We start from the raw sequence: 19,975 nt of genomic DNA, 5'->3' as shown, positions 1-19,975 counted from the left end.
GTCAATAATATTAATTCACTAATTAAAATATATATTTTTTTTATTCAAACATATAACTTCCTCAGTTATAATTTATCAATCCTGTAGCAATACAGGATTTTCTTTTGAATTAACAATAACAATATGGCATAATTTAACTGACAATCCAAAATAATATCTAATAAATAATTATATTTGGAAAACGAAAATATCAATTATAAAAAAATGAGAAGAAACCTAACTGTTTTATTTGCCTTATTAGCCATAAGTTTTGCTTTTGGACAAGGAAAATATGGCAAATATCTGAATTCAAAGAAGCTTGCTTTGGCTTATAAGAGTGTAAAAGATCAGGATAAAGATGATTATTACCAACAATTCTACTGGCTTGTAAAAGCAGAGCAGCTAAAAACGTATCCTCACCTTAAAGATATAAAACCTGTTGTTTTATATGAATTTGTAAAATATGTAAATCCTCAGAATCCAACAAAAAAACTGGATGCCAGAGGTAAAGAACTCAGAGCCACTGCAGAATTATCTTTAAATCAATATTTTAAAAATAAAAAATTTGAAAACAATTCTGTTTTAATGTATAATCTTGAAACGTATGTAGATCCTTCAAAAGGACAATACTACACAAAGGTTGATCCTGAAAAAATCAAGGAACTTGTACCGAAAGAATTATTTGCTTTCAACTCATTCAACAGAAACATAGGAGAAGAAAAGACGTATTATCTTTGGATTGATAAGAAAAAAGACGATTTGAATATTGTAGATATCATTCCTAGCGAAAAAGAAGACAAAGCTTTCTACGCAAGACTGAAACAATATCTTCCAAGCTATAAGTTTTCAAAATATGTTCCTACTGTAAAAAAAGGAAATAAATCTGATAAAACAGACATTGAATATTATTACATTATGCCGTTTGAGCAGAATACCGATAACATCGAATACAAAACAAAGGATTTCAAGACTTTCACTTTAAGCCAGTACAGAAAAGCCGGTGATGAATGGAAAGGAGTAGAAAAACCTAGAAAATAAATCAAAAAGTCCTGTGAAATTTCACAGGACTTTTTTAATTTTATATGGATTTCTTTATCTAAAGATCAAACCGCTTAAAGAAAGCGGCTCTTCACATAAAACAAGTCTGGACATTTTTCACGTTCCAGCCTATACAAAATGACAGAAGCAAACACACAACAGACGTCCATAAAAAAAATACTTCCCTTAATTCTGGCCACTGCTATTTTTATGCAGATGCTGGATTCCACCATCCTGAATACTTCTCTGCCCGCTATTGCAAAAGATCTGCACGAGTCTCCGCTTAATATGCAGAACGCCATTATCAGTTATGTTCTGACATTAGCTGTTTTCATGCCTGCCAGCGGATTTCTGGCAGACCGCTTCGGGACCAAAAAAATATTTATTTTCTCGTTGATACTGTTCAGCTTAGGCTCCTTATTTTGTTCCTTGTCTCAGAATCTTACTCATTTGGTTATTTCAAGGGTTATTCAGGGAGTCGGAGGAAGTTTAATGACTCCTGTCGGGAAGTTGGCACTCATCAAAACGTTTGATAAAGGTGAACTGCTTAAAGCGATGAACTTTGCCATTATCCCAGCCCTTATTGGTCCAGTACTCGGTCCATTAGTCGGGGGTTATATGGTAGATTACCTTTCATGGCACTGGATATTTCTGATTAACATTCCGATCGGTCTTTTAGGGATTCTTTTAGGAATAAAATTTATGCCCAATTATAAGTCGGATGATGTTGATTTTGATTTAAAAGGGTTCTTAATATTTGCAGCAGCCTCCCTTCTGCTTTCGGTTTCACTGGAACTTTTTGGGGACATACAGAATATTACCCCTGTTTTGCTTGTATTCATTATGGGCTTCCTGTTCCTCTATTATTATTACAAACATGCTAAAAGAGGAGGAAATCCTATATTCCCGCTAAATCTTTTTCAGGTGAGAACATTCCGTGTAGGTATTGTAGGAAATCTTGCCACCAGATTAGGAATCAGTTCTGTTCCGTTATTGCTTCCCCTGATGATTCAGATTGCGTATAAACAGTCTGCAGTAACTTCAGGATGGATCATTGCTCCCATGGCAATTACAGCGATCTTCGGAAAATCATATGTTATTAAAATTCTGGATAAATATGGCTACCGTCAGACTTTAATGGTGAATACGTTCATCATCGGAACACTCATCTGCCTTCTTGCCATACCTGATATACACACTTCTTTATATTGGTTTGTTCCCATTATCGCAGTATTAGGTTTTTTCAACTCTATACAGTTCACCTCTATGAACACTATTTCTATTGCTGACCTTCGGAATTTCCAGACCAGCAGCGGAAACTCTTTAATTTCAGTGAATCAACAGCTGGCTATCGGTTTCGGGATTGCATTCGGACTGATTGTTTTAAAACTTTTTGAAAATACAGATCTTATTAATGGTGAAATCCACAATGCCTTTCGACTTACATTTCTTACGGTAGGAATATTAACGATTTTATCAGGATTTGTTTTCAGAAGACTGCACATTTCGGATGGAAAAAATATGAAGTCGAAGGAAGAATAAAGAATAAAACTTTAAAGGGCCAATTTACAATTTCACTCTTTCATTTTGCCATTCTACCCTTCCTACGAACTTAACACAGATCAATGCTTTTCGAACATAACTATGGTAATTTTGTTTACATAATCAACAATGTAATGGCAACTAAAAAAATAGAAATCGTAGTACCTCCAAGACCTGCGCACTTTGTAGGCGATGGATTCAGGGTTCACAATTTTATTCCGGGAGTATCCGGTTTAGATATGAAAAGAATGGACCCGTTTATTATGCTTGATTACAATTCAAAATTTCATTTCAATGGTTCCGACAGACCAAGAGGTGTAGGAGTTCATCCACATAGAGGTTTTGAAACAGTAACAATAGCGTATAGCGGAAAAGTAGAACACCATGACAGCGCTGGCGGCGGCGGTGTTATAGGAGAAGGTGATGTTCAATGGATGACCGCAGCAAAAGGAGTTCTTCATAAAGAATATCATGAAACAGCATGGGCAAAAGAAGGAGGAATTTTTCAGATGGTTCAGCTTTGGGTAAATCTTCCGGCAAAGGATAAAATGAGCTGCCCGAAATATCAGGCTATTGAAAACTCTAAAATGGAAAGAGTAGATCTGGGTGAGAATGGTTTTGTGGAAGTAATTGCCGGCGAATATGACGGTCATAAAGGTCCTGCAAGCACTTTCACTCCGGTTCATATGATGAATGCCAAACTTAAGGCAGGAGGAAAAGCCGATTTTAATTTTCCTGCTCATTTCAATACCGCAGCTTTGGTTATCGAAGGTAGCATTATCATCAATGGTGAAGAAACGGTGAAAACGGATCATCTTGCATTATTTAAAAACGAAGGAGAAACTTTCACAATTGAAGCAAAAGAAGATGCTGTTGTTTTAATCATCAGTGGTGAACCGATCAACGAACCGATCTATCCCCACGGCCCTTTTGTAATGAATTCCAGAGAGGAAATTATGCAGGCTTTTGAGGATTTCAACACCGGAAAGTTCGGATACCTTGAAGATTAAAAGAATTAAATTTATCTTAATCTTAGATAATTCCTTTTTTATTAACTTTATATAATGGCAAACCTTGTAGGTTTTGAAACCTATAAGGTTTAGCTGTTTTAACAACTGAGTTCTGTTTATTCTATTGCAAAACAGACACTTTTAATACAAAATTATGAAACCAGAATTTGAAAATATATCTCTTGTAAAAGCAGAAAAAAGATTTGAAATAGAATTCAACGGGCATTATGCATTCATTGATTATCGTGAGACAACGCACCAGATCGCTTTGGTACATACTGAAGCAGACCCTGAATTGGCAGGAACAGGTGCCGCGGCTGCCGTAGTAGAAAAAACGCTGAATTATATCGAAGAAAGCGGAAAAAAACTTCTTCCCTTCTGTCCTTTCGTTTTCGCTTTTATTAAGAAACATCCTGAATGGAAACGTATCGTGGATGAGAAATTTGAAGGATATGACAAACTTTAAATTTCCTGTAAGCCCACTCAATTTTATTTAATTAACATTTTAAAAAGTATCACATCATCATGTCAAATATTGGACTTATCATTGAAGAAAAAGCTGCAGATATCGGAAATTTCCTGGTAGGAAGACTTCTTCCTTTTCGTGAAAAAAGAGCTGTTGGACCTTTTGTTTTTATTGATCATATGGGACCTTCGGAATTAAAGGATTATCAGAATCTTGATGTTCCTCCTCATCCACATATCGGGTTATCTACATTAACGTATCTGCTGGAAGGTTCTATTTTCCACAGAGACAGTATTGGAAGTGCTCTTGAAATAAAACCAGGTGCCGTTAACTGGATGACTGCCGGAAAAGGAGTTGTACATTCAGAAAGAACTCCTGAATATTTAAGACACACTGATAAAAGACTTCACGGATTTCAGATCTGGGTAGGACTTCCGAAGCACCTTGAGCAGTCTGAGCCTACATTTCATCATATTGAAGCAGATGAGATTCCTGTTTGGGAAGAAGATGGTATTCAGTATAAACTAATTGCGGGCGAAGCATTTGGCAGAACCTCGCCGGTTCCTGTACACAGCAAATTATTTTTCATCGAAATAAAAACAAAAGAGGCTAAGAAAATAAGCATTGGAAAAGATCTTTACGGAGAAGCTGCAATGTATGTTCTGGACGGAATAGTTACCACAGAAGGAAATTCTTATGGCTCAAAACAGCTGATGATCGCTAAAGATACCAAGCTTTGTGAATTCGATATGAGCGAAAACGGAACGGTATATCTTTTCGGTGGTGAACCATTTGATGAAGAACGTTTTATATTCTGGAATTTCGTTAACTCTGATAAAGAATTAATTGATCAGGCAAAAGTAAACTGGAATGATCAGAATCATGATGCGTTTCCTTTGGTTTCGGGCGATGAAAATGAATACGTTCCGCTTCCTAAGGCTATTTTAAACAGAAAATAATTTCAGTTCAAACCATGAAAATATTAGCATTTGCAGGAAGTACGTCTTCCACTTCTATCAACAGGGAACTGGTAAAATTCGTTCTGAAAGATTTTCAGGATGAAGAAATCAATCTGATTGACCTCAACGATTTCACTATGCCTGTTTTCTCTGTAGATCTTGAAAAGAAAGGATTTCCGGATGAAGCTCATGGGTTTTTAAAAGCCATTGAAGAATGTGATGTCATCATCTGCTCTCTTGCGGAGCACAACCGTTCTTACAGCTCAGCTTTTAAGAATGTTTTTGACTGGTCTTCCAGAATTAATGTAAAAGTATTTCAGAATAAACCCATGCTTCTGATGAGTACTTCCCCCGGAGGTTACGGCGGAGGAAATGTAATGAATACAGCAAAAACATTTTTCCCTCAGTTTGCAGCAGATATCAAGGATACTTTTTCACTGCCGAAGTTTTATGAAAATTTTGACATGGAAAGCGGAGTCATCAATCCGGATATGCTGAATGAGCTGAAAGGCAAAATACAGAATTTTAAAAATCAGGTTAAAACCAATGAATAAAGGAAGACTGGAGGCATTCAGTGATGGTGTCCTGGCTATTATTATCACCATTATGGTACTTGAACTGAAAGTACCTGAGGGAGATAGCTGGGCCAGTCTCAAACCTCTTCTTCCCAAGTTCCTGGCTTATATTTTCAGTTTTATTTATGTAGGAATCTACTGGAACAACCATCATCATTTGTTTCAGACGGTAAAAAAAGTAAATGGCAGCATTCTTTGGGCCAATCTTCACCTTTTGTTCTGGCTTTCATTGATGCCTGTTGCCACAGAATGGATCGGAACTACCGGTTTCGCTAAAAATCCTGTTGCAGTGTATGGTATCGGACTCATTATGGCGGCAATTGCCTATACCATTCTGGAGCACGTCATTATCCGGTGCGAGGGAGAAGATTCCAAGCTAAAAGAGGCCATTCATTCGAAATATAAAGAGTATATCTCTATTATTTTTTATGTTCTTGGCATCGCTACTTCATTTTTTTATCCTTATATTGCCATAGGTTTTTATTATCTAGTGGCTCTTATATGGCTGATTCCGGACAGAAGAATCGAAAAATCATTAAAAGAAAATTGATATGGAAACACACGAATATCCCAACGGTAACATCACTGTCATCTGGCAGCCTAAAAAGTGTATCCACTCGGCTGTATGTGTAAAATTGCTCCCTAAAGTCTACAATCCAAAAGAAAGACCTTGGATAAAAGCAGAAAATGCAAGCCCGGAAGAACTTAGAACACAGATAGACCAATGCCCTTCAGGTGCATTAAGTTATAAATTCAATACAGAAAAATAATGGCGGTAACGGTAAAAGCAAGTTTAGGAAAAACAAAATATTATACAGAGGTAACAGCCGGCGAAAATAAGATCATCACTGATGAACCGATTGATAAAGGCGGACAGAACAAAGGTTTTAACCCTCTGGAAATTCTGGCAACGTCACTGGCAAGCTGTACGGCTGCTACCTTGAGAATGTATATTGAAAGAAAAGAATGGGATGTAGAAAACATCAATGTGGAAGTAGAGCTTGAAAATTTTCCATTGACAAAAAGAGCGGTTTTCAAAAGGGATATCAGCTTTGAAGGTATTCTGGATGATGAGCAGCTGAAAAGACTTCATACTATTGCAGATGCATGTCCTGTTCATAAAATATTAACCAACGACATAGAAATATTAACTAAATTCTCGTAATATGATCGAAGTAAAACAAAACAACGACGATAAACACGGAAGTTTTGAAGCTTTCATAGATGGAAGTCGCGCAGGAATGATGACGTATACCTGGGCGGGAGAAGAAAGATTTATTATAGACCACACCGAGGTGGAAGAAGCCTACAACGGAAAAGGTGTAGGCAAGGAAATGCTTCTGGCTGCAGTGGATTTTGCCAGAAAAAACGGGAAAAAGATCATTCCCCTCTGCCCTTTCGCTAAGGCAAGTTTCCAGAAAAGTGAGGAACTTCAGGATGTTTTAGTGAACTAGCCACGGTTTTCCACCCTTACAATACAACCCTTTCAGAGAGATCTGGAAGGGTTTTTATTTTTAGCAAAATACAGACTGGAAAGCAAAATGTTCCTCCCAATTTGTTTTGAAACCAACAGTATTTTAAATTCACGATTCACGACTGATCTTTTTTATATATTTGCTAAAATTTAAAAATCAAGCATGAATTCAGGAACTATCCTTTTGCTATTTGTTTTCATCTATTTTATCGGCCTTTTGGTGATTTCTTATTTCACCAGCCGGAATTCTGATAACCAGTCATTTTTTATCGGTAATAAAAAGAGTAAATGGTGGCTCGTTGCATTCGGGATGATAGGAACCAGCTTAAGCGGGGTTACTTTTATTTCTGTTCCGGGAACTGTAGGAAAAATGACCGGCTCCGAATACATTTACGGAGGTTTTGAGTACTATATGATGGTGATCGGGTTTTTCATCGGGTATTTTATCGTTGCAGCAATACTGCTTCCACTTTATTATAAGATGAACCTCACATCTATCTATACGTATCTGGGGAAAAGATTCAATGTGGAAGCTCATAAAATAGGTTCCATCTTTTTTATTATTTCAAGGGCAATTGGTGCTACGGCAAGATTATATCTGGTGGTAAACGTTTTACAGATATTCTTACTTCAAGGGTTGGGAGTTCCGTTTTGGGTAACTTCTCTGGTTCTTTTGCTGATGGTACTTCTGTACACCTTTGAAGGTGGTGTAAAAACAATTGTTATTACAGATACATTGCAGACTTCTTTTATGATTATCAGCCTCGTAGCATGTATCGTTTATATTTTATCAAATCTGAATTTATCATTTGGAGAAGCTTATACTATACTGGAACAGAAAAATTACACCCATTTCATCAATTTTGACCCTAACTCCAAAACCTTTTTCCTGAAAACAATTTTAGGTGGAATTTTTATTACGATTGCGATGACGGGGCTGGATCAGGAAATGATGCAGAAAAATATCTCTGTAGATAATCTTAAGAATTCAAAGAAAAACATGCTGACTTTTGCAGGAACACTTCTTATCGTGAATCTTGCCTTCTTATTCCTGGGAGGATTATTATATCTTTTTGCCCTACAACATGGAGCAGAATATGGAACTATAAACGGTGAAACAGTCACGAATATTTTCGGATTTAAAGACACCGCAGGAAATATTAAGAATATAATGGGAGACGACCTTTTCCCGGCTTTATCGCTTCAAGGGTATTTCCCAATGACGATTTCCGTTATTTTCATTATCGGATTGATCTCAGCATTGTTCCCTTCTGCAGATGGCGCTTTAACGGCTGTAACAAGTTCGTATTGTGTAGATTTATTAAACCTGAATGAAGATAAAACCAAAACTGAAAAAGAAAAGAAACGTCTTCGTATGAAAGTGCATTTGATCTTTACGGTAGTTTTCTTTATCCTGATTATGGTTTTCAAAGCAATGAATGACAAGTCTATTGTTTATCTGATCATGGAAATTGCAGGATATACTTATGGACCGCTTTTGGGGCTTTTTGCTTTTGGAATCTTCACAAAGTTTCAGATTTCCAGAAAATACTCCATCCTTACAGTGACTATTTTAGCACCTGTACTTACTTATCTGATCAACCTGGCTGTCACAACTTATACCGATTACAAAATCGGTGTGGAACTGATTGTTCTTAACGGATTGCTGACCTTTATTGGCCTATGGCTGGTAAAAAATAAAAACTATTTAAGAGTCGTTTAATCTTTATAAAAAATAAAAATGCTGTCCTCCATTGAAGACAGCATTTTTTATTTTGGTAAATGGATTCTTTATTCTTTAATCCACTTGATCGTTTTCTCCATATTCTTGGATTTAACTTTAATCATATAATTACCTTTAACCAATTGTGATAAATTAAAAGTACCTGTTTTATCATGGTTCAGTTTATTATTAGCCTGAGTGAATACTAATTTTCCACTTACATCATATACTGTCATATCATACACTTCATTTGAATTGGTAAATTTAATATTCAGAAGCCCTTTACTCGGATTAGGATATACTACGAATACATCATTATTTGAAGCTGTTTCGTTCACTCCTAATGTCTGTGTGATCGTAAAGTTGATAGGGTTGATATTGTAAAATACATTTGTCTCTGCTGCCACCATAATTCTGGCCTGCGTAGTCGTTACATTAGGAATGGTAACGGTCTGCGAACCATCGTTCGGAGTGGAGCCTAAAATAAGCGTAGGATATGTAAGACCTCCATCTGTAGAAAGAAAAATGTTTACAGTAGCACAATTTACAGGGAAAGCAGTTGTATTCGCTACATCCCATGTTATGGTCTGTGTAGAATTACCCGCCCAGTTTACAGCTGTGGTAGGAGCAGTTACATTGAACGGCCCTGAATTTCCATCCACGGTAATGATAGCATCATCATTGGTAACTCCTGCACATCCTGGGTTATTATCTCTTACTGTAAGTCTGAACTCCATGGTTCTGGCATAAGATGGTCTCACTTCTCCTTTAGATACAGTTCCATTGATCACATCTGTAAGTTTCGGGAAGTATCTGTAAGGAACGGTTACAGGCACATATGATCTGAATATAGCAGCATTACCTGTTGGGGCATTCCAGTCACCTGCCGGGCCTACATCATTCTGTTCCCAGCTGTAAGTAAGTGGATTGTTATCAATATCTGAAGCGGATCCTTCCAATCTAAACGGTGTACTCTTAGGTATAGTATAATCACCTCCGGCATTTACAGAAGGTGGAAAATTGTTAGAAGGAATTGTCACCTGACATGTTGTTGACTGAACTTTTGCTGTGATAGACTGGAATGATTTGGTATGGAAAGTAGGAATACTGTTAGGAGCTAAGTTATTGGTACTTCCACAAATTCCTGCGTATGCCATAATGGTAATTCCACTTCCGGGTTCTACAGCATTGTTAGCACTGCGGTTACCTCCTCCACAGCTTCCTGTAGTTGCATTAAAAGTATGAGGACCTCCAAACTGATGTCCTACTTCGTGGGCTACATAATCAATATCGTAGGGGTCACCAACCGGGTTAGGAGAACCAGTAATTCCTCTTCCTTTGTTGGTTGCATTACAGATCACTCCTAATCCTGCCAATCCGCCGCCACCTGTGCTGAAAGTATGTCCTATGTCATAATTGGTATTTCCAATCAATGCATCAATCTGAGTCTGGCTTTCATTAATTAATGTGCCGGCATTATCATTTCCGGTAAAAGGATCTGTGGCAGAATTTGTAAAGATGACATTCGTTTCACTATCCACTAACACCAATCTTGAAGCTACTTCCTGCTCATATACTCCATTTACTCTGTTTACAGAAGTTACAATCGCTGACAAAGTCTGGGCAACAGTAGGTGTTGCCGAGCCTGTTGCTGCCTTTGCATACTGATTGGTACAAGCCACAGCAAATCTAAAAACTCTAATTTGAGTTCCTACGCTTGGGCTTACGGTTTTTTGAGCGTTTTTTTTTCCTAATGGAGAATCGTCCTCATCTTTTACTCCGCAGGATCTTGGATTTTTATCAATTAAGTCACTTTTTTTATAAATGATATAATTGTTAATATTTTGTTTTGCATAAGGGTCAATATAAGTATCACCTGCTACCACAGATTTTATCTGCGCATGAAACCCAAGCTCGGTAAAATCAAGTTTGATAGTAGCATACTTATCATCAACTCCCTGCCCTGTAAAAGTAACGATCTGAGGAAACTGGCTGGCTAACCCAGGAGCCATCACCGAAGACTTCCAGATTTTGAATTTTGCTTTCGTACCGTCCGGCATTGGCAAAACAATAATCGGAGCATTAGCTTTATGGTCACTGTCTTTCAACTCCGGAACGGAATTAAAATAACTTTTCATTCCAGCCACATCTAATGTGTAAGTCAATGACTTTTCCGGCTGTACTGTCCTGTTTTTAGGATCTGCTTTGATGGACCTTTCACTGATTACTGTAAAAAAGTCCTGGGCTTTCCCTGAGGAAATGGATATCACAAATATCCCCAGATAAAATAATTGTTTAATTTTCATATATAATGGTATGTAATTTTTATTAATTCAAATAACAAGACCAAAAACCAAAAAATAATCAGTTAAAGGTTTATAATTCAAATAATCTTGAATTATAAAATTAGTTAAATTTATTCAAATATTATATATCAAAATTCAAAAAAAAATGATATTCAGTAGTAAAAAATCAACAATCAAGCTACCACAAAGCATTCTACTCAATAAGTAAATTTCCTTTATTAAAATAACTAATTTTATAGACTTTTATATTTTAATTATCTTTGATCCGAATGATATAAATCCATTCAAAAATTCAACAAAATAAAAAGAAACAGAAATTAAAAAACCATGAAAAAAATTATCTCAATCCTAATGTTTTCATTAACATTTGCATTTGTGAATGCTCAGGAAAATTTTGAAGTGTCAACATTAAGAATCGGACCGTTTAAAGTCTTTATGCCCAAGGTGGAGGCTGAAAAAATTGCTGGAACAAAACTTACGAACTCTGGTGGGGAGAAAAAAAATAATGTAAAGTATAATGGAGAAATCATCCAGATTGATCTTTTCGACAATTATATTAATGAAGCCAATCCAAGTGTTCCTTCTGTTACTTACATGACAACAAAGAGTAAAAAGTTTAAGACCAAAAGCGGGATCGGGGTTGAAAGCACCAGGGATGACCTTATCAATGCTTACAGAAATTATCCCAACTTCAGTGTACGTCCGGATTGGGATGACAATAGCAAACCCATCAAAGATTCCGGCTATTTTAATATTGAAGACAGCCAGGCAGGAACGATGTTAAGCTTTAAATTTGTTAATAATATTGTTACAGAAATATCCGTCTACCTCAATGAGGGCTGTTAAAAGCGGAAAAAAATTCAAATTAATTAAAATCCGGGGTTTCAGATCCGGATTTTTGCATTTCCATAAGCCGGTAAAAAATTGTAAATTCGCGTTCAAATAAATCAGACATAATGAGTAAAAGTATTGAAGAGCTAAAATCTCTTACTACGCAGATCAGAAGAGACATTTTAAGAATGGTTCATGCTGTAAATTCAGGACACCCGGGCGGAAGTTTAGGTTGTACAGAATACTTCACAGCCCTTTATGGAAAGGTAATGAACTATAAACTTCCTTTCACAATGGAAGGCAAAAATGAAGATCATTTTTATCTATCAAACGGACATATTTCTCCGGTATTCTATTCTACTTTGGCAAGATTCGGATTCTTCCCTGTTGAAGAGCTGAGTACTTTCAGAAAATTAGATTCAAGGTTACAGGGGCACCCAACTACTCATGAGGGGCTTCCGGGAGTGAGAATTGCTTCAGGTTCTCTTGGACAGGGACTTTCTGTAGCTCTTGGTGTGGCTCAGGGTAAAAAATTAGATGGTGATCAATCTCTTGTTTACACTCTTCACGGAGATGGTGAACTTCAGGAAGGTCAGGTTTGGGAAGCATTGATGTATGCTTCTGCTAAAAAAGTAGATAATATCATTTCTACTATTGATTACAACGGACGTCAGATTGACGGGGATACAGATGATGTATTAAGCTTAGGAAATCTTCATGCTAAACTTGAAGCATTCGGATGGATTGTTTTGGAAGAAAAGAACGGTAACGATCTTGAAGCTGTGATTGCAATCCTTGAGAAAGCAAAAACAGAAACCGGAAAAGGAAAGCCGGTAGCCATCCTTCTTCATACAGAAATGGGTTACGGGGTTGATTACATGATGGGATCTCATGCATGGCATGGTAAAGCTCCTAATGATGAGCAGCTAGACACAGCATTCAAGCAATTGTACCTAGAAGCTCCGGCTGATTACTAATATCTTAACATCTCGATTAATACAATAAAAATGAAATATACATATACAGAAAAAAAGGACACTCGTTCAGGATTCGGAGCAGGATTAGCAGAACTAGCGGACAAAAATCCTAATGTAGTAGCACTTTGTGCTGACCTTATCGGTTCTTTGAAAATGGAGAAATTCATTGAGAAGGCTCCCGAAAGATTCTTTCAGATAGGGATTGCAGAAGCTAACATGATGGGAATTGCTGCAGGTCTTAGCATTACAGGGAAAATTCCTTTCACAGGAACTTTTGCTAACTTTTCTACTTCAAGAGTATATGACCAGATCCGTCAGTCTATCGCTTATTCTAACAAAAATGTAAAAATCTGTGCATCTCACGCAGGTCTTACTTTAGGAGAAGATGGAGCTACCCACCAGGTTCTTGAAGATATTGGTATGATGAAAATGCTTCCTGGAATGACGGTTATCAATACTTGTGATTATAACCAGACTAAAGCTGCTACTTTGGCGATTGCAGATTTTGAAGGTCCTGTATATTTAAGATTCGGGAGACCGGTAGTTCCTGTATTCATTCCGGAAGATATGCCTTTCGAAATCGGAAAAGGAATTATGCTTCAGGAAGGTACTGATGTGACGATTGTTGCAACTGGGCACCTTGTATGGGAGTCTCTTGTAGCTGCAGATGAGCTTGAGAAAGAAGGTATTTCTTGTGAGGTAATCAACATCCACACGATTAAGCCTCTTGACGAAGAGATCATTCTGAAATCTGTTGAAAAAACAGGTAAAATTGTAACAGCTGAGGAGCACAACTACCTTGGTGGTTTAGGAGAATCTGTTGCAGGTATGCTTGCAAGAAGAAGACCTACAAAGCAGGAATTTGTAGCGGTAAATGATACTTTCGGAGAGTCTGCAACACCAGCAGAATTGATGAAAAAGTATAAAATTGATGCTGCTGCAGTGAAAGAAGCTGTAAAGAGAATTTTAGCTTAAGAAAGCTATTTTTATATAGATAAACCCCGGCTGTTTCTTTGAAACAGCCGGGGTTTTTGTTGACTGAATTATAATTTTTTTTTAAATTACTTTATAGACCACCCCGTCAAAAATTCTTTGAATTTTTGCCACCCCTCCGGAGGAGGGGAATGGCTATGCACCTGTTTGTCGCAATATTAGTTTTTACCTTGTCTTATTATTGTTCTGATTGCTGGTTTAGGGGAATTCCAACGGCAATCAAAATAGGACACAGTATTTTTTCGATATACTCTCCTTCTCTTCTGCCGGAAGCTTTTGAACCTGAAAAATAATTGCTGATTCTGTAGTTTTTTACAAACTGATTTCTTTTTTTCCCAATTGAATAATAGTATCCTCCTCTTTCATCATTGATAAAATAGGTCATTTCATCAAAGTTCATAAGCTTTTTGGACAATAAAAGTTTTCTGTAGATACACTTCTCTGATTTATCAAAAATATATTTCACAGGAACCCTGAAAAGCAGATCAAACAGGAAATAGATCATATAAATTGTCCATAGTCCCATTGCAATTTTAAACTGATCTCCGGAAGTTTTACCCTTAAAATAATATAGAATCACAGGAAGTGCAATGACACCCAATGCCAACCACCATACCAAAGTACGCAGGAAATTGTAGTTGGGCATAAAGCTTATTTCACTTCCGTTTTCTTCAAACTTATAGCGGTCTCTGATATCCATTCTCAGGATTATTAATGTTCATAATGTCCTCTGTTTCATTCACCATCTTCTGTATTCCTTTTTGGGTAAGAGCCTGGCCTATTGTAAGCTGCTTTTCTTTGCCATTCACTTCAAAATACATAGACAGCATTACATTTGTGGTGATAAAACCCATGTATTTTGTTGCCAGCACATGAAAATTTCTGAAGTTATCTATCGGATAGGTTCTTGCCGGAACAAAAATGGTATGTTTTCCTGTAATTGTCATGCGATCCATATCAATGATGAATTTCTTGGTAAAAAAATTAACCAGAATAAGTGCTACCACAGCAATGATAACATAGCTAAGAGTCCTTACGCTGTTAAAGAGCAATGCTGCTACAATCAGAAAAATAATACAAAGCACAGATACAAATACCGGCTGGTTTTTAAAAATATATTGATTTCCTTCTTGTTTATAAAATTTGTAATTGTTCATAATTAATATAATTGTTGTTTAATTTTTGGTTTCTGATATGATATTATTAGGCTTTTAGAGACTGTGATGATAAGAGGCTTCTGAGACAATTATTTTATCGGGCTTCATATGTATTATATATTTAAAGTGTTTTTTTAATTCGGCATTCTTTTAATTGTCCCAGGTAGCCATCCAGTTCAGATATTCACTTCTGTATTCATTATCATTAAGTCTTACAACAAGATTTTTTAGCTCTTCCATCTCAAACTCATAATCTGAGACCGTGAAAATCAAGAAAATATCTTTGCCTGTAATCTTTGTGAAAAAGTTCTCATTTTTAAGTTTTTCCAGCACTTCGATGCAAGCCGAATACAATTTTGCCTGAAAACCTTCAAACCATTGATCATCTTCTTCATGTTGATCCAGTTCTGCTCTCAGCTGAGTACATATTTCATTGAACTCTTCATCGGCTCCTTCCATTTCATAGGTCCATTCTGCCGGTTCATATTTATAATAAAGAGCATCCTCCTCATCTGCCGTTTCCAGTATTTTCATGGTATTGGCTGCAGGGCATACTGTCATTGCACCTTCATCACTGTACAATGCAAAGCTGTAAATCCCTTCTGTTCCATGCTTTTCATACACTTCTAAAAAAGCTTTCTTAGCAGCATCTTCTATCTGCTGTTTCAAAATTTCAAAATCCATCCTTCTTTTCTTTTTTAAAATGGGCGGTAAAATTACCTTTATCCTGTCAAATCAGCACCTTATATTCTTTATAAGTATAGCCAAATTCACGATTATAGCTAGTGTATTTTATAGCTTCACATTAAGTATTTGGATTATTTCTGCACACACCTTCTGTTTCTTTTGATGTAAGAGTGGGAAAATATAGAATGACCAAATACCGATTAAAAAAGAAGTCCGGTATAAATTAAAATATGATTTCAGACTTTTTACAGGGTATTTAATTTCTAAACTGTAACTACATTTCACCACTATATTTTAAATCACAAAAACTTACCGGACTAAACTAAAAAAATCATTTTTATGACTGAACACAACTACTTAGATGGTGAAAAAATATAAAAGCAATACTTTTTTCAGATCATTTTTCATTCAAAACCAGTACTTTTTTCACTAAAAACATCCTTAGAAACATGCAAATTCCTTTCAAAATGATTGAATTATCATGTGATTTCTAATGTTAAATCCATTCATTTCACTGTGTTGTACAATAGAATATCTTACTCTACAATATGCCATTATATTCCTAAGCTTTCATAACATTTTCAAACTTCACTTTATACTTTTCAATATTTGAAATATTTCACCAAACCCTCTGATACAGGTACAATATGAATATGCATGTTTGTACATAAAATAAGCAAATCACTTACACATTTTATCCCACTGAAGTGAACTGAATATTTATAGATTTGAAAACATCAACGTTGAGGGAATACATTCTACATATTTGCATTGTATGTGTACAGTACAAGAAAATAAGTGAATTATTCAATCCCAATGTCAGGGTTTATATGGCACAAATGATTTTACACAACACAACAAAAATTATCAAAATGAAAAAATTAAATGGAATGAAGGGTGGCTTCTCTTCTACAGAAAACAAAAAATTACAACGAAAAGATTTAAAATCTATTTTAGGTGGAGATGGTTATAAATATGTAGAAACAGATTGTGGTTCTACATGTTATGATAAAGAGACATGGAAAGACGGTGTTCATATCAGCACTTTGAAAATAGATACCAGCCTTAATTAATATTAATACAGATAGAGGATCATCCCTCTATCTCTTTCTATCAGATCATATTCGTTAGAGAATTTATGAAAAAAGATATTTGGAACTATACTTCATTTGCTTTAATAGCTATAATTTTTACTCTTACAGCTTGTAAGAGCAGAAATTTAAACTATATAACCTATTATAATAAGATCAATGAAATCGACAGTATATTTCGTTTTCAAAAGGATACAATATTTACGATAAAGCAGTACAAAAAAATATTCAGACAATATCCTCCCAAAAACCAGGAACGGAGAGAAGAATATGAAAATTACATAAAGCTTGCAGATCAACATCACAAAAATTTTGGAGGGAAGAAAAGTCTTTACAAGCTTATTCCGTTAGTTGCACCTAATTGGAAATATAAAAAGCAAGACACTAGCTTTATACAACTCTATCAAAAATATGGTATTGACAGACAAGAAATGGAATTGAAAGTTGAAGAATGGAAAAAAAGACTTAATCAAAAACTTGTAGATTCTTTTACAGTCGCGTTTAAACGTGATCAAGACAGTCGTATTGATTCAAATTATGCAGATATCAATAAAAATGATAAAAAGAATGCTGAACTTCTGAAGTGGATGTTTGAGAACTATGGATTTCCAGACCTGCAAAAAATAGGTTTATGGAATGGTGATTTTTTTATGCCCTCCGGCCCCATGTTACTTCATATGGCCGATTATGAAGAGTATTACCCATATTTGAAAATAAAAGTATTAGAGTATGTAAAATCAGGTGAATGTCCCCCACGAGACTACGCAGCTATGATAGATAGAAATAATTTACACCATAAAGTACCTTATACTTATGGCGTTTATCAAGGATATGAAAATATAAAAGATTCCACAACCGTCAATCGTAATCGCAAAAGCATAGGGTTGCCAAGCTTAAAGCATGCTCAGTTGATTACAAAAGATTTCTTCAAAAAAATAAAAAAGAAAAATTGATACTGATCATTTCTCAAAATAACGAAATAACCACTACTGAAGTCATTAAATGGCTACTAAAATCGGATAAAAGCTTTATCCGGGTACATGAAGATGAAGTTTTTGATATTAAAATACAAGAAAAACGGATTTATCTAGAAAGCCCGAGAAATTGTTTTTTTATTGATGAAATTACCAGTGTATGGTATAGAAGAGGTGGATTGAATTTTAACCGCCTGCATTATAAAAATGAAGCAGTTAATCTTAATATGAATGAATATCAACACTGGCTGGAAGATTATATAATAAAGGTTTTAGAGTCAAAAAAACATATTAATAAACAAAGCAATAGTGATATTAATAAACTTCTCGTGCTTGAAGCGGCTCAAAAGGTTGGATTAGATGTTCCGTCTTACTTCCTGGCTGACACCACAGATGATGTTACTTTAAACAAAACAATCATCAAAACCATGGTGGAAATCCGCGAATGGAAAACATACTCAAAGATTCAAGCGGTATGATGTATACAACAATTGTTCAAGAAAATGAAGACGAAAATTTTTTTATCACCTTCTTTCAGGAAAAAATCGAAAAAGACTTCGAGATCAGAAGCTTTTATTTAAATGGTAAAGTCTGGTCTACAGCCATCTTTTCGCAAAATGATAACCAGACTAAAATTGACTTTAGGAAATACAATGATGAAAAACCAAATAGAAAGGTTCCTTATAATCTTCCGAAAAATATTGAACAAAAAATACATCGGCTAATGCAGTCATTAGATCTTAATTCCGGTTCTCTTGATTTCATTAAAAATGATGGTAAATACTATTTTTTAGAAGTCAATCCTGTAGGCCAGTTTTTGGGAATATCAGTAATATGTAATTATTTGTTGGAAAAAGAAATAGCTGATTATTTATGAAAAGAGATTTTACTAGCAAAGAAAAACATACACTTCCCCTCACATTTAAATATATTGACGTTGTAAAAAGTAAAAGTCGTGAGAAAAAGCATTTTAGCATTACTATTCCTTGTGAAAAATATTTTACGGATTCTTATGCTAAACTTAATCCTTATAAATTTCTTACAAGATTACTATGAAATACTTTAATCTTTTTTCAACAATTCTGATCACCAAAGGAGCCACCAGGATTCTTATTTCGGATATACAGAGAAATGTATCTGAACTATATCCCCTGGAATTGTACGAGATGATAGAAGAAATGAAAAAACATTCTCTTGAAGACATCCTGCAAGATTATGATGAAGAATCCAGGCCAATTCTTCAGGAATATATTAATCTGCTGCTCGAAAAAGAATATGGATTTGTTACTGAAAACGATTGGGACAGGAACTTCCCTCCTCTTTCTTATGAATATCATGAGCCCAGTGCTATAACAAATCTCTTTATCGAAATGGAAGATATAGAGCTGCTGAAAAAAATAAAACCTTCTGTAGAAAACCTTGGCATTAAACATTTGGTTATTTATAGTTTAAAATCGTTAACAATCAATGAATTCATAGAAATTGATGATACTTTTAAAACCTCAGTGCTGTCAGGAATAGAAGTCTTTTCACCATTTCATCAGGAAACCAATCTATCTTTTATACAGGCTCTTCACAAAAATACAGTCAGAATATACAGTCTCATTTTCTACAATTGTTCGAACCCTCCTTTCAAAGCTAAAGATGAATACAGATTCTCGCTGAATTTTCTGAAAGATGACCTGAAAATATCTGCCTGTGGAAAAGTGGAACTGAAATATTTCAACACCAACCTTCCAAAAGTACTGGAAGCAATGAACCATAATTCCTGCCTGTATAAAAAGATTGGTATTGACCGAAACGGTGCTATTAAAAACTGCCCGCTGATGGCTGAAAGCTTTGGAAACATCCATAATCACAGCCTTGAAGAAGCAATAGCCCAACCTGATTTCAAAAAATATTGGGATCTGACTAAAGACCATATAGAAGTCTGCAAAGACTGTGAGTTCCGTTATACCTGCACAGACTGCAGGGCGTACACCGAAAATACAGAAAAAAGCAAAGAAGGCCTGAATATATCAAAACCTCTAAAATGTGGTTATAACCCCTATTCAGGAGTCTGGGAAGACTGGACAAAAAATCCTTTGAAGCAAAAAATTTTTCATTCATTAGAACTCAGATAGTGTTTCTCATCCCCTCTTATATCAAGAACGGCTTTTAAATTGAATTTAAAAGCCGTTCGTCTTATTATAA

23 protein-coding genes are annotated in these 19,975 nt (G+C 35.6%); 19 read left to right on the top strand and 4 right to left on the bottom strand.

Annotated elements, in window-relative coordinates:
* Positions 1–204: 204 nt before the first annotated feature.
* From DYR29_RS19930 to DYR29_RS19880, 11 genes are all read left to right on the top strand, one after another.
* Positions 205–1,017 (top strand): hypothetical protein, encoded by an 813-nt coding sequence (locus DYR29_RS19930; protein WP_142719267.1) that lies wholly within the window; start codon positions 205–207, stop codon positions 1,015–1,017.
* Between the two features lie 138 nt (positions 1,018–1,155).
* Positions 1,156–2,559 carry an MFS transporter gene (locus DYR29_RS19925; RefSeq protein ID WP_213278217.1) on the top strand — a complete coding sequence of 468 codons (1,404 nt, stop codon included), beginning with the start codon at positions 1,156–1,158 and terminating at the stop codon, positions 2,557–2,559.
* 134 nt (positions 2,560–2,693) lie between these two features.
* Positions 2,694–3,569, top strand: a complete 876-nt coding sequence (locus DYR29_RS19920; RefSeq protein ID WP_213280661.1) for a pirin family protein — start codon at positions 2,694–2,696, stop codon at positions 3,567–3,569.
* Between the two features lie 154 nt (positions 3,570–3,723).
* Positions 3,724–4,035, top strand: coding sequence for a GNAT family N-acetyltransferase (locus tag DYR29_RS19915; protein WP_213278216.1), 312 nt, complete (start codon positions 3,724–3,726; stop codon positions 4,033–4,035).
* A 59-nt stretch (positions 4,036–4,094) separates the two neighbouring features.
* A complete protein-coding gene (locus DYR29_RS19910) occupies positions 4,095–4,994 on the top strand; it encodes a pirin family protein (protein ID WP_213278215.1) in 900 nt (299 codons plus the stop codon).
* 14 nt (positions 4,995–5,008) lie between these two features.
* Positions 5,009–5,548, top strand: coding sequence for an NADPH-dependent FMN reductase (locus DYR29_RS19905; protein ID WP_047424292.1), 540 nt, complete (start codon positions 5,009–5,011; stop codon positions 5,546–5,548).
* A complete protein-coding gene (locus tag DYR29_RS19900) occupies positions 5,541–6,119 on the top strand; it encodes a TMEM175 family protein (RefSeq protein ID WP_047424290.1) in 579 nt (192 codons plus the stop codon). The genes DYR29_RS19905 and DYR29_RS19900 overlap by 8 nt, the downstream gene beginning before the upstream one ends.
* A 1-nt stretch (position 6,120) precedes the next feature.
* Positions 6,121–6,339, top strand: a complete 219-nt coding sequence (locus tag DYR29_RS19895; RefSeq protein ID WP_213278214.1) for a (4Fe-4S)-binding protein — start codon at positions 6,121–6,123, stop codon at positions 6,337–6,339.
* Positions 6,339–6,734 carry an OsmC family protein gene (locus tag DYR29_RS19890; protein ID WP_213278213.1) on the top strand — a complete coding sequence of 132 codons (396 nt, stop codon included), beginning with the start codon at positions 6,339–6,341 and terminating at the stop codon, positions 6,732–6,734. Before DYR29_RS19895 ends, DYR29_RS19890 begins: the two co-directional genes overlap by 1 nt.
* Before the next feature lies 1 nt (position 6,735).
* A complete protein-coding gene (locus tag DYR29_RS19885) occupies positions 6,736–7,023 on the top strand; it encodes a GNAT family N-acetyltransferase (RefSeq protein WP_213278212.1) in 288 nt (95 codons plus the stop codon).
* Between the two features lie 183 nt (positions 7,024–7,206).
* Positions 7,207–8,766: a sodium:solute symporter gene (locus DYR29_RS19880; RefSeq protein ID WP_213278211.1), complete on the top strand. Its 1,560-nt coding sequence runs from the start codon at positions 7,207–7,209 to the stop codon at positions 8,764–8,766.
* A 68-nt stretch (positions 8,767–8,834) separates the two neighbouring features.
* Here the strand turns inward: DYR29_RS19880 and DYR29_RS19875 are convergent, their stop codons facing one another.
* Entirely contained in the window at positions 8,835–11,072 is a 2,238-nt protein-coding gene (locus DYR29_RS19875; protein WP_213278210.1) for a reprolysin-like metallopeptidase, read from the bottom strand.
* A gap of 327 nt (positions 11,073–11,399) precedes the next feature.
* On the opposite strand from DYR29_RS19875, the gene DYR29_RS19870 reads away from it, so the two are divergent.
* The 3 genes from DYR29_RS19870 (at position 11,400) to DYR29_RS19860 (ending at position 13,855) form a co-directional block, all read left to right on the top strand.
* Entirely contained in the window at positions 11,400–11,918 is a 519-nt protein-coding gene (locus tag DYR29_RS19870; RefSeq protein WP_213278209.1) for a hypothetical protein, read from the top strand.
* 110 nt (positions 11,919–12,028) lie between these two features.
* Positions 12,029–12,880 carry a transketolase gene (locus tag DYR29_RS19865; protein WP_213278208.1) on the top strand — a complete coding sequence of 284 codons (852 nt, stop codon included), beginning with the start codon at positions 12,029–12,031 and terminating at the stop codon, positions 12,878–12,880.
* Positions 12,881–12,910: 30 nt separating this feature from the next.
* Positions 12,911–13,855: a transketolase family protein gene (locus DYR29_RS19860; RefSeq protein WP_213278207.1), complete on the top strand. Its 945-nt coding sequence runs from the start codon at positions 12,911–12,913 to the stop codon at positions 13,853–13,855.
* 196 nt (positions 13,856–14,051) lie between these two features.
* Here DYR29_RS19860 and DYR29_RS19855 read toward each other — a convergent pair whose 3' ends face one another.
* From DYR29_RS19855 to DYR29_RS19845, 3 genes are all read right to left on the bottom strand, one after another.
* Positions 14,052–14,573: a hypothetical protein gene (locus DYR29_RS19855; RefSeq protein WP_249413545.1), complete on the bottom strand. Its 522-nt coding sequence runs from the start codon at positions 14,571–14,573 to the stop codon at positions 14,052–14,054.
* Positions 14,551–15,030 (bottom strand): hypothetical protein, encoded by a 480-nt coding sequence (locus tag DYR29_RS19850; RefSeq protein WP_142719254.1) that lies wholly within the window; start codon positions 15,028–15,030, stop codon positions 14,551–14,553. The genes DYR29_RS19855 and DYR29_RS19850 overlap by 23 nt, the downstream gene beginning before the upstream one ends.
* Positions 15,031–15,180: 150 nt before the next feature.
* Positions 15,181–15,714, bottom strand: coding sequence for a DUF4303 domain-containing protein (locus DYR29_RS19845; RefSeq protein WP_213278206.1), 534 nt, complete (start codon positions 15,712–15,714; stop codon positions 15,181–15,183).
* Between the two features lie 875 nt (positions 15,715–16,589).
* Between DYR29_RS19845 and DYR29_RS19840 the strand changes: the two genes are divergently transcribed.
* From DYR29_RS19840 to gwsS, 5 genes are all read left to right on the top strand, one after another.
* Complete coding sequence (locus DYR29_RS19840) at positions 16,590–16,790, top strand: TIGR04139 family peptide modification target (protein ID WP_213278205.1); 201 nt, start codon at positions 16,590–16,592, stop codon at positions 16,788–16,790.
* Between the two features lie 65 nt (positions 16,791–16,855).
* Entirely contained in the window at positions 16,856–17,761 is a 906-nt protein-coding gene (locus DYR29_RS19835; protein ID WP_213278204.1) for a hypothetical protein, read from the top strand.
* On the top strand, positions 17,758–18,261 hold the full coding sequence (locus DYR29_RS22870) for a hypothetical protein (protein ID WP_249413544.1): 504 nt from the start codon (positions 17,758–17,760) through the stop codon (positions 18,259–18,261). Before DYR29_RS19835 ends, DYR29_RS22870 begins: the two co-directional genes overlap by 4 nt.
* Positions 18,228–18,659: a hypothetical protein gene (locus tag DYR29_RS22865; protein WP_249413543.1), complete on the top strand. Its 432-nt coding sequence runs from the start codon at positions 18,228–18,230 to the stop codon at positions 18,657–18,659. The genes DYR29_RS22870 and DYR29_RS22865 overlap by 34 nt, the downstream gene beginning before the upstream one ends.
* Before the next feature lie 175 nt (positions 18,660–18,834).
* Positions 18,835–19,905, top strand: coding sequence for a grasp-with-spasm system SPASM domain peptide maturase (gene gwsS / locus DYR29_RS19825; RefSeq protein ID WP_213278203.1), 1,071 nt, complete (start codon positions 18,835–18,837; stop codon positions 19,903–19,905).
* Positions 19,906–19,975 lie beyond the last annotated feature (70 nt).

The sequence above is a fragment of the Chryseobacterium indologenes genome (assembly GCF_018362995.1).
In the GTDB taxonomy this organism is placed as follows: Bacteria; Bacteroidota; Bacteroidia; order Flavobacteriales; family Weeksellaceae; genus Chryseobacterium; species Chryseobacterium indologenes_G.
This window is presented reverse-complemented; position numbering and strand designations above follow the sequence as displayed.

What these genes read in the sequence shown, in the direction of transcription:
- DYR29_RS19870 (WP_213278209.1), top strand. Translation starts at nt 11,400, where the DNA reads ATGAAAAAAATTATCTCAATCCTAATGTTTTCATTAACATTTGCATTT.
- DYR29_RS19925 (WP_213278217.1), top strand. Translation starts at nt 1,156, where the DNA reads ATGACAGAAGCAAACACACAACAGACGTCCATAAAAAAAATACTTCCC.
- DYR29_RS19850 (WP_142719254.1), bottom strand. Translation starts at nt 15,030, where the DNA reads ATGAACAATTACAAATTTTATAAACAAGAAGGAAATCAATATATTTTT.
- DYR29_RS19900 (WP_047424290.1), top strand. Translation starts at nt 5,541, where the DNA reads ATGAATAAAGGAAGACTGGAGGCATTCAGTGATGGTGTCCTGGCTATT.
- DYR29_RS19840 (WP_213278205.1), top strand. Translation starts at nt 16,590, where the DNA reads ATGAAAAAATTAAATGGAATGAAGGGTGGCTTCTCTTCTACAGAAAAC.
- DYR29_RS19865 (WP_213278208.1), top strand. Translation starts at nt 12,029, where the DNA reads ATGAGTAAAAGTATTGAAGAGCTAAAATCTCTTACTACGCAGATCAGA.
- DYR29_RS19905 (WP_047424292.1), top strand. Translation starts at nt 5,009, where the DNA reads ATGAAAATATTAGCATTTGCAGGAAGTACGTCTTCCACTTCTATCAAC.
- DYR29_RS19880 (WP_213278211.1), top strand. Translation starts at nt 7,207, where the DNA reads ATGAATTCAGGAACTATCCTTTTGCTATTTGTTTTCATCTATTTTATC.
- DYR29_RS19890 (WP_213278213.1), top strand. Translation starts at nt 6,339, where the DNA reads ATGGCGGTAACGGTAAAAGCAAGTTTAGGAAAAACAAAATATTATACA.
- DYR29_RS19910 (WP_213278215.1), top strand. Translation starts at nt 4,095, where the DNA reads ATGTCAAATATTGGACTTATCATTGAAGAAAAAGCTGCAGATATCGGA.
- DYR29_RS22865 (WP_249413543.1), top strand. Translation starts at nt 18,228, where the DNA reads ATGGAAAACATACTCAAAGATTCAAGCGGTATGATGTATACAACAATT.
- DYR29_RS19855 (WP_249413545.1), bottom strand. Translation starts at nt 14,573, where the DNA reads ATGGATATCAGAGACCGCTATAAGTTTGAAGAAAACGGAAGTGAAATA.
- DYR29_RS19885 (WP_213278212.1), top strand. Translation starts at nt 6,736, where the DNA reads ATGATCGAAGTAAAACAAAACAACGACGATAAACACGGAAGTTTTGAA.
- DYR29_RS19920 (WP_213280661.1), top strand. Translation starts at nt 2,694, where the DNA reads ATGGCAACTAAAAAAATAGAAATCGTAGTACCTCCAAGACCTGCGCAC.
- DYR29_RS19930 (WP_142719267.1), top strand. Translation starts at nt 205, where the DNA reads ATGAGAAGAAACCTAACTGTTTTATTTGCCTTATTAGCCATAAGTTTT.
- DYR29_RS19915 (WP_213278216.1), top strand. Translation starts at nt 3,724, where the DNA reads ATGAAACCAGAATTTGAAAATATATCTCTTGTAAAAGCAGAAAAAAGA.
- DYR29_RS19895 (WP_213278214.1), top strand. Translation starts at nt 6,121, where the DNA reads ATGGAAACACACGAATATCCCAACGGTAACATCACTGTCATCTGGCAG.
- gwsS (WP_213278203.1), top strand. Translation starts at nt 18,835, where the DNA reads ATGAAATACTTTAATCTTTTTTCAACAATTCTGATCACCAAAGGAGCC.
- DYR29_RS19860 (WP_213278207.1), top strand. Translation starts at nt 12,911, where the DNA reads ATGAAATATACATATACAGAAAAAAAGGACACTCGTTCAGGATTCGGA.
- DYR29_RS19845 (WP_213278206.1), bottom strand. Translation starts at nt 15,714, where the DNA reads ATGGATTTTGAAATTTTGAAACAGCAGATAGAAGATGCTGCTAAGAAA.
- DYR29_RS19835 (WP_213278204.1), top strand. Translation starts at nt 16,856, where the DNA reads ATGAAAAAAGATATTTGGAACTATACTTCATTTGCTTTAATAGCTATA.
- DYR29_RS19875 (WP_213278210.1), bottom strand. Translation starts at nt 11,072, where the DNA reads ATGAAAATTAAACAATTATTTTATCTGGGGATATTTGTGATATCCATT.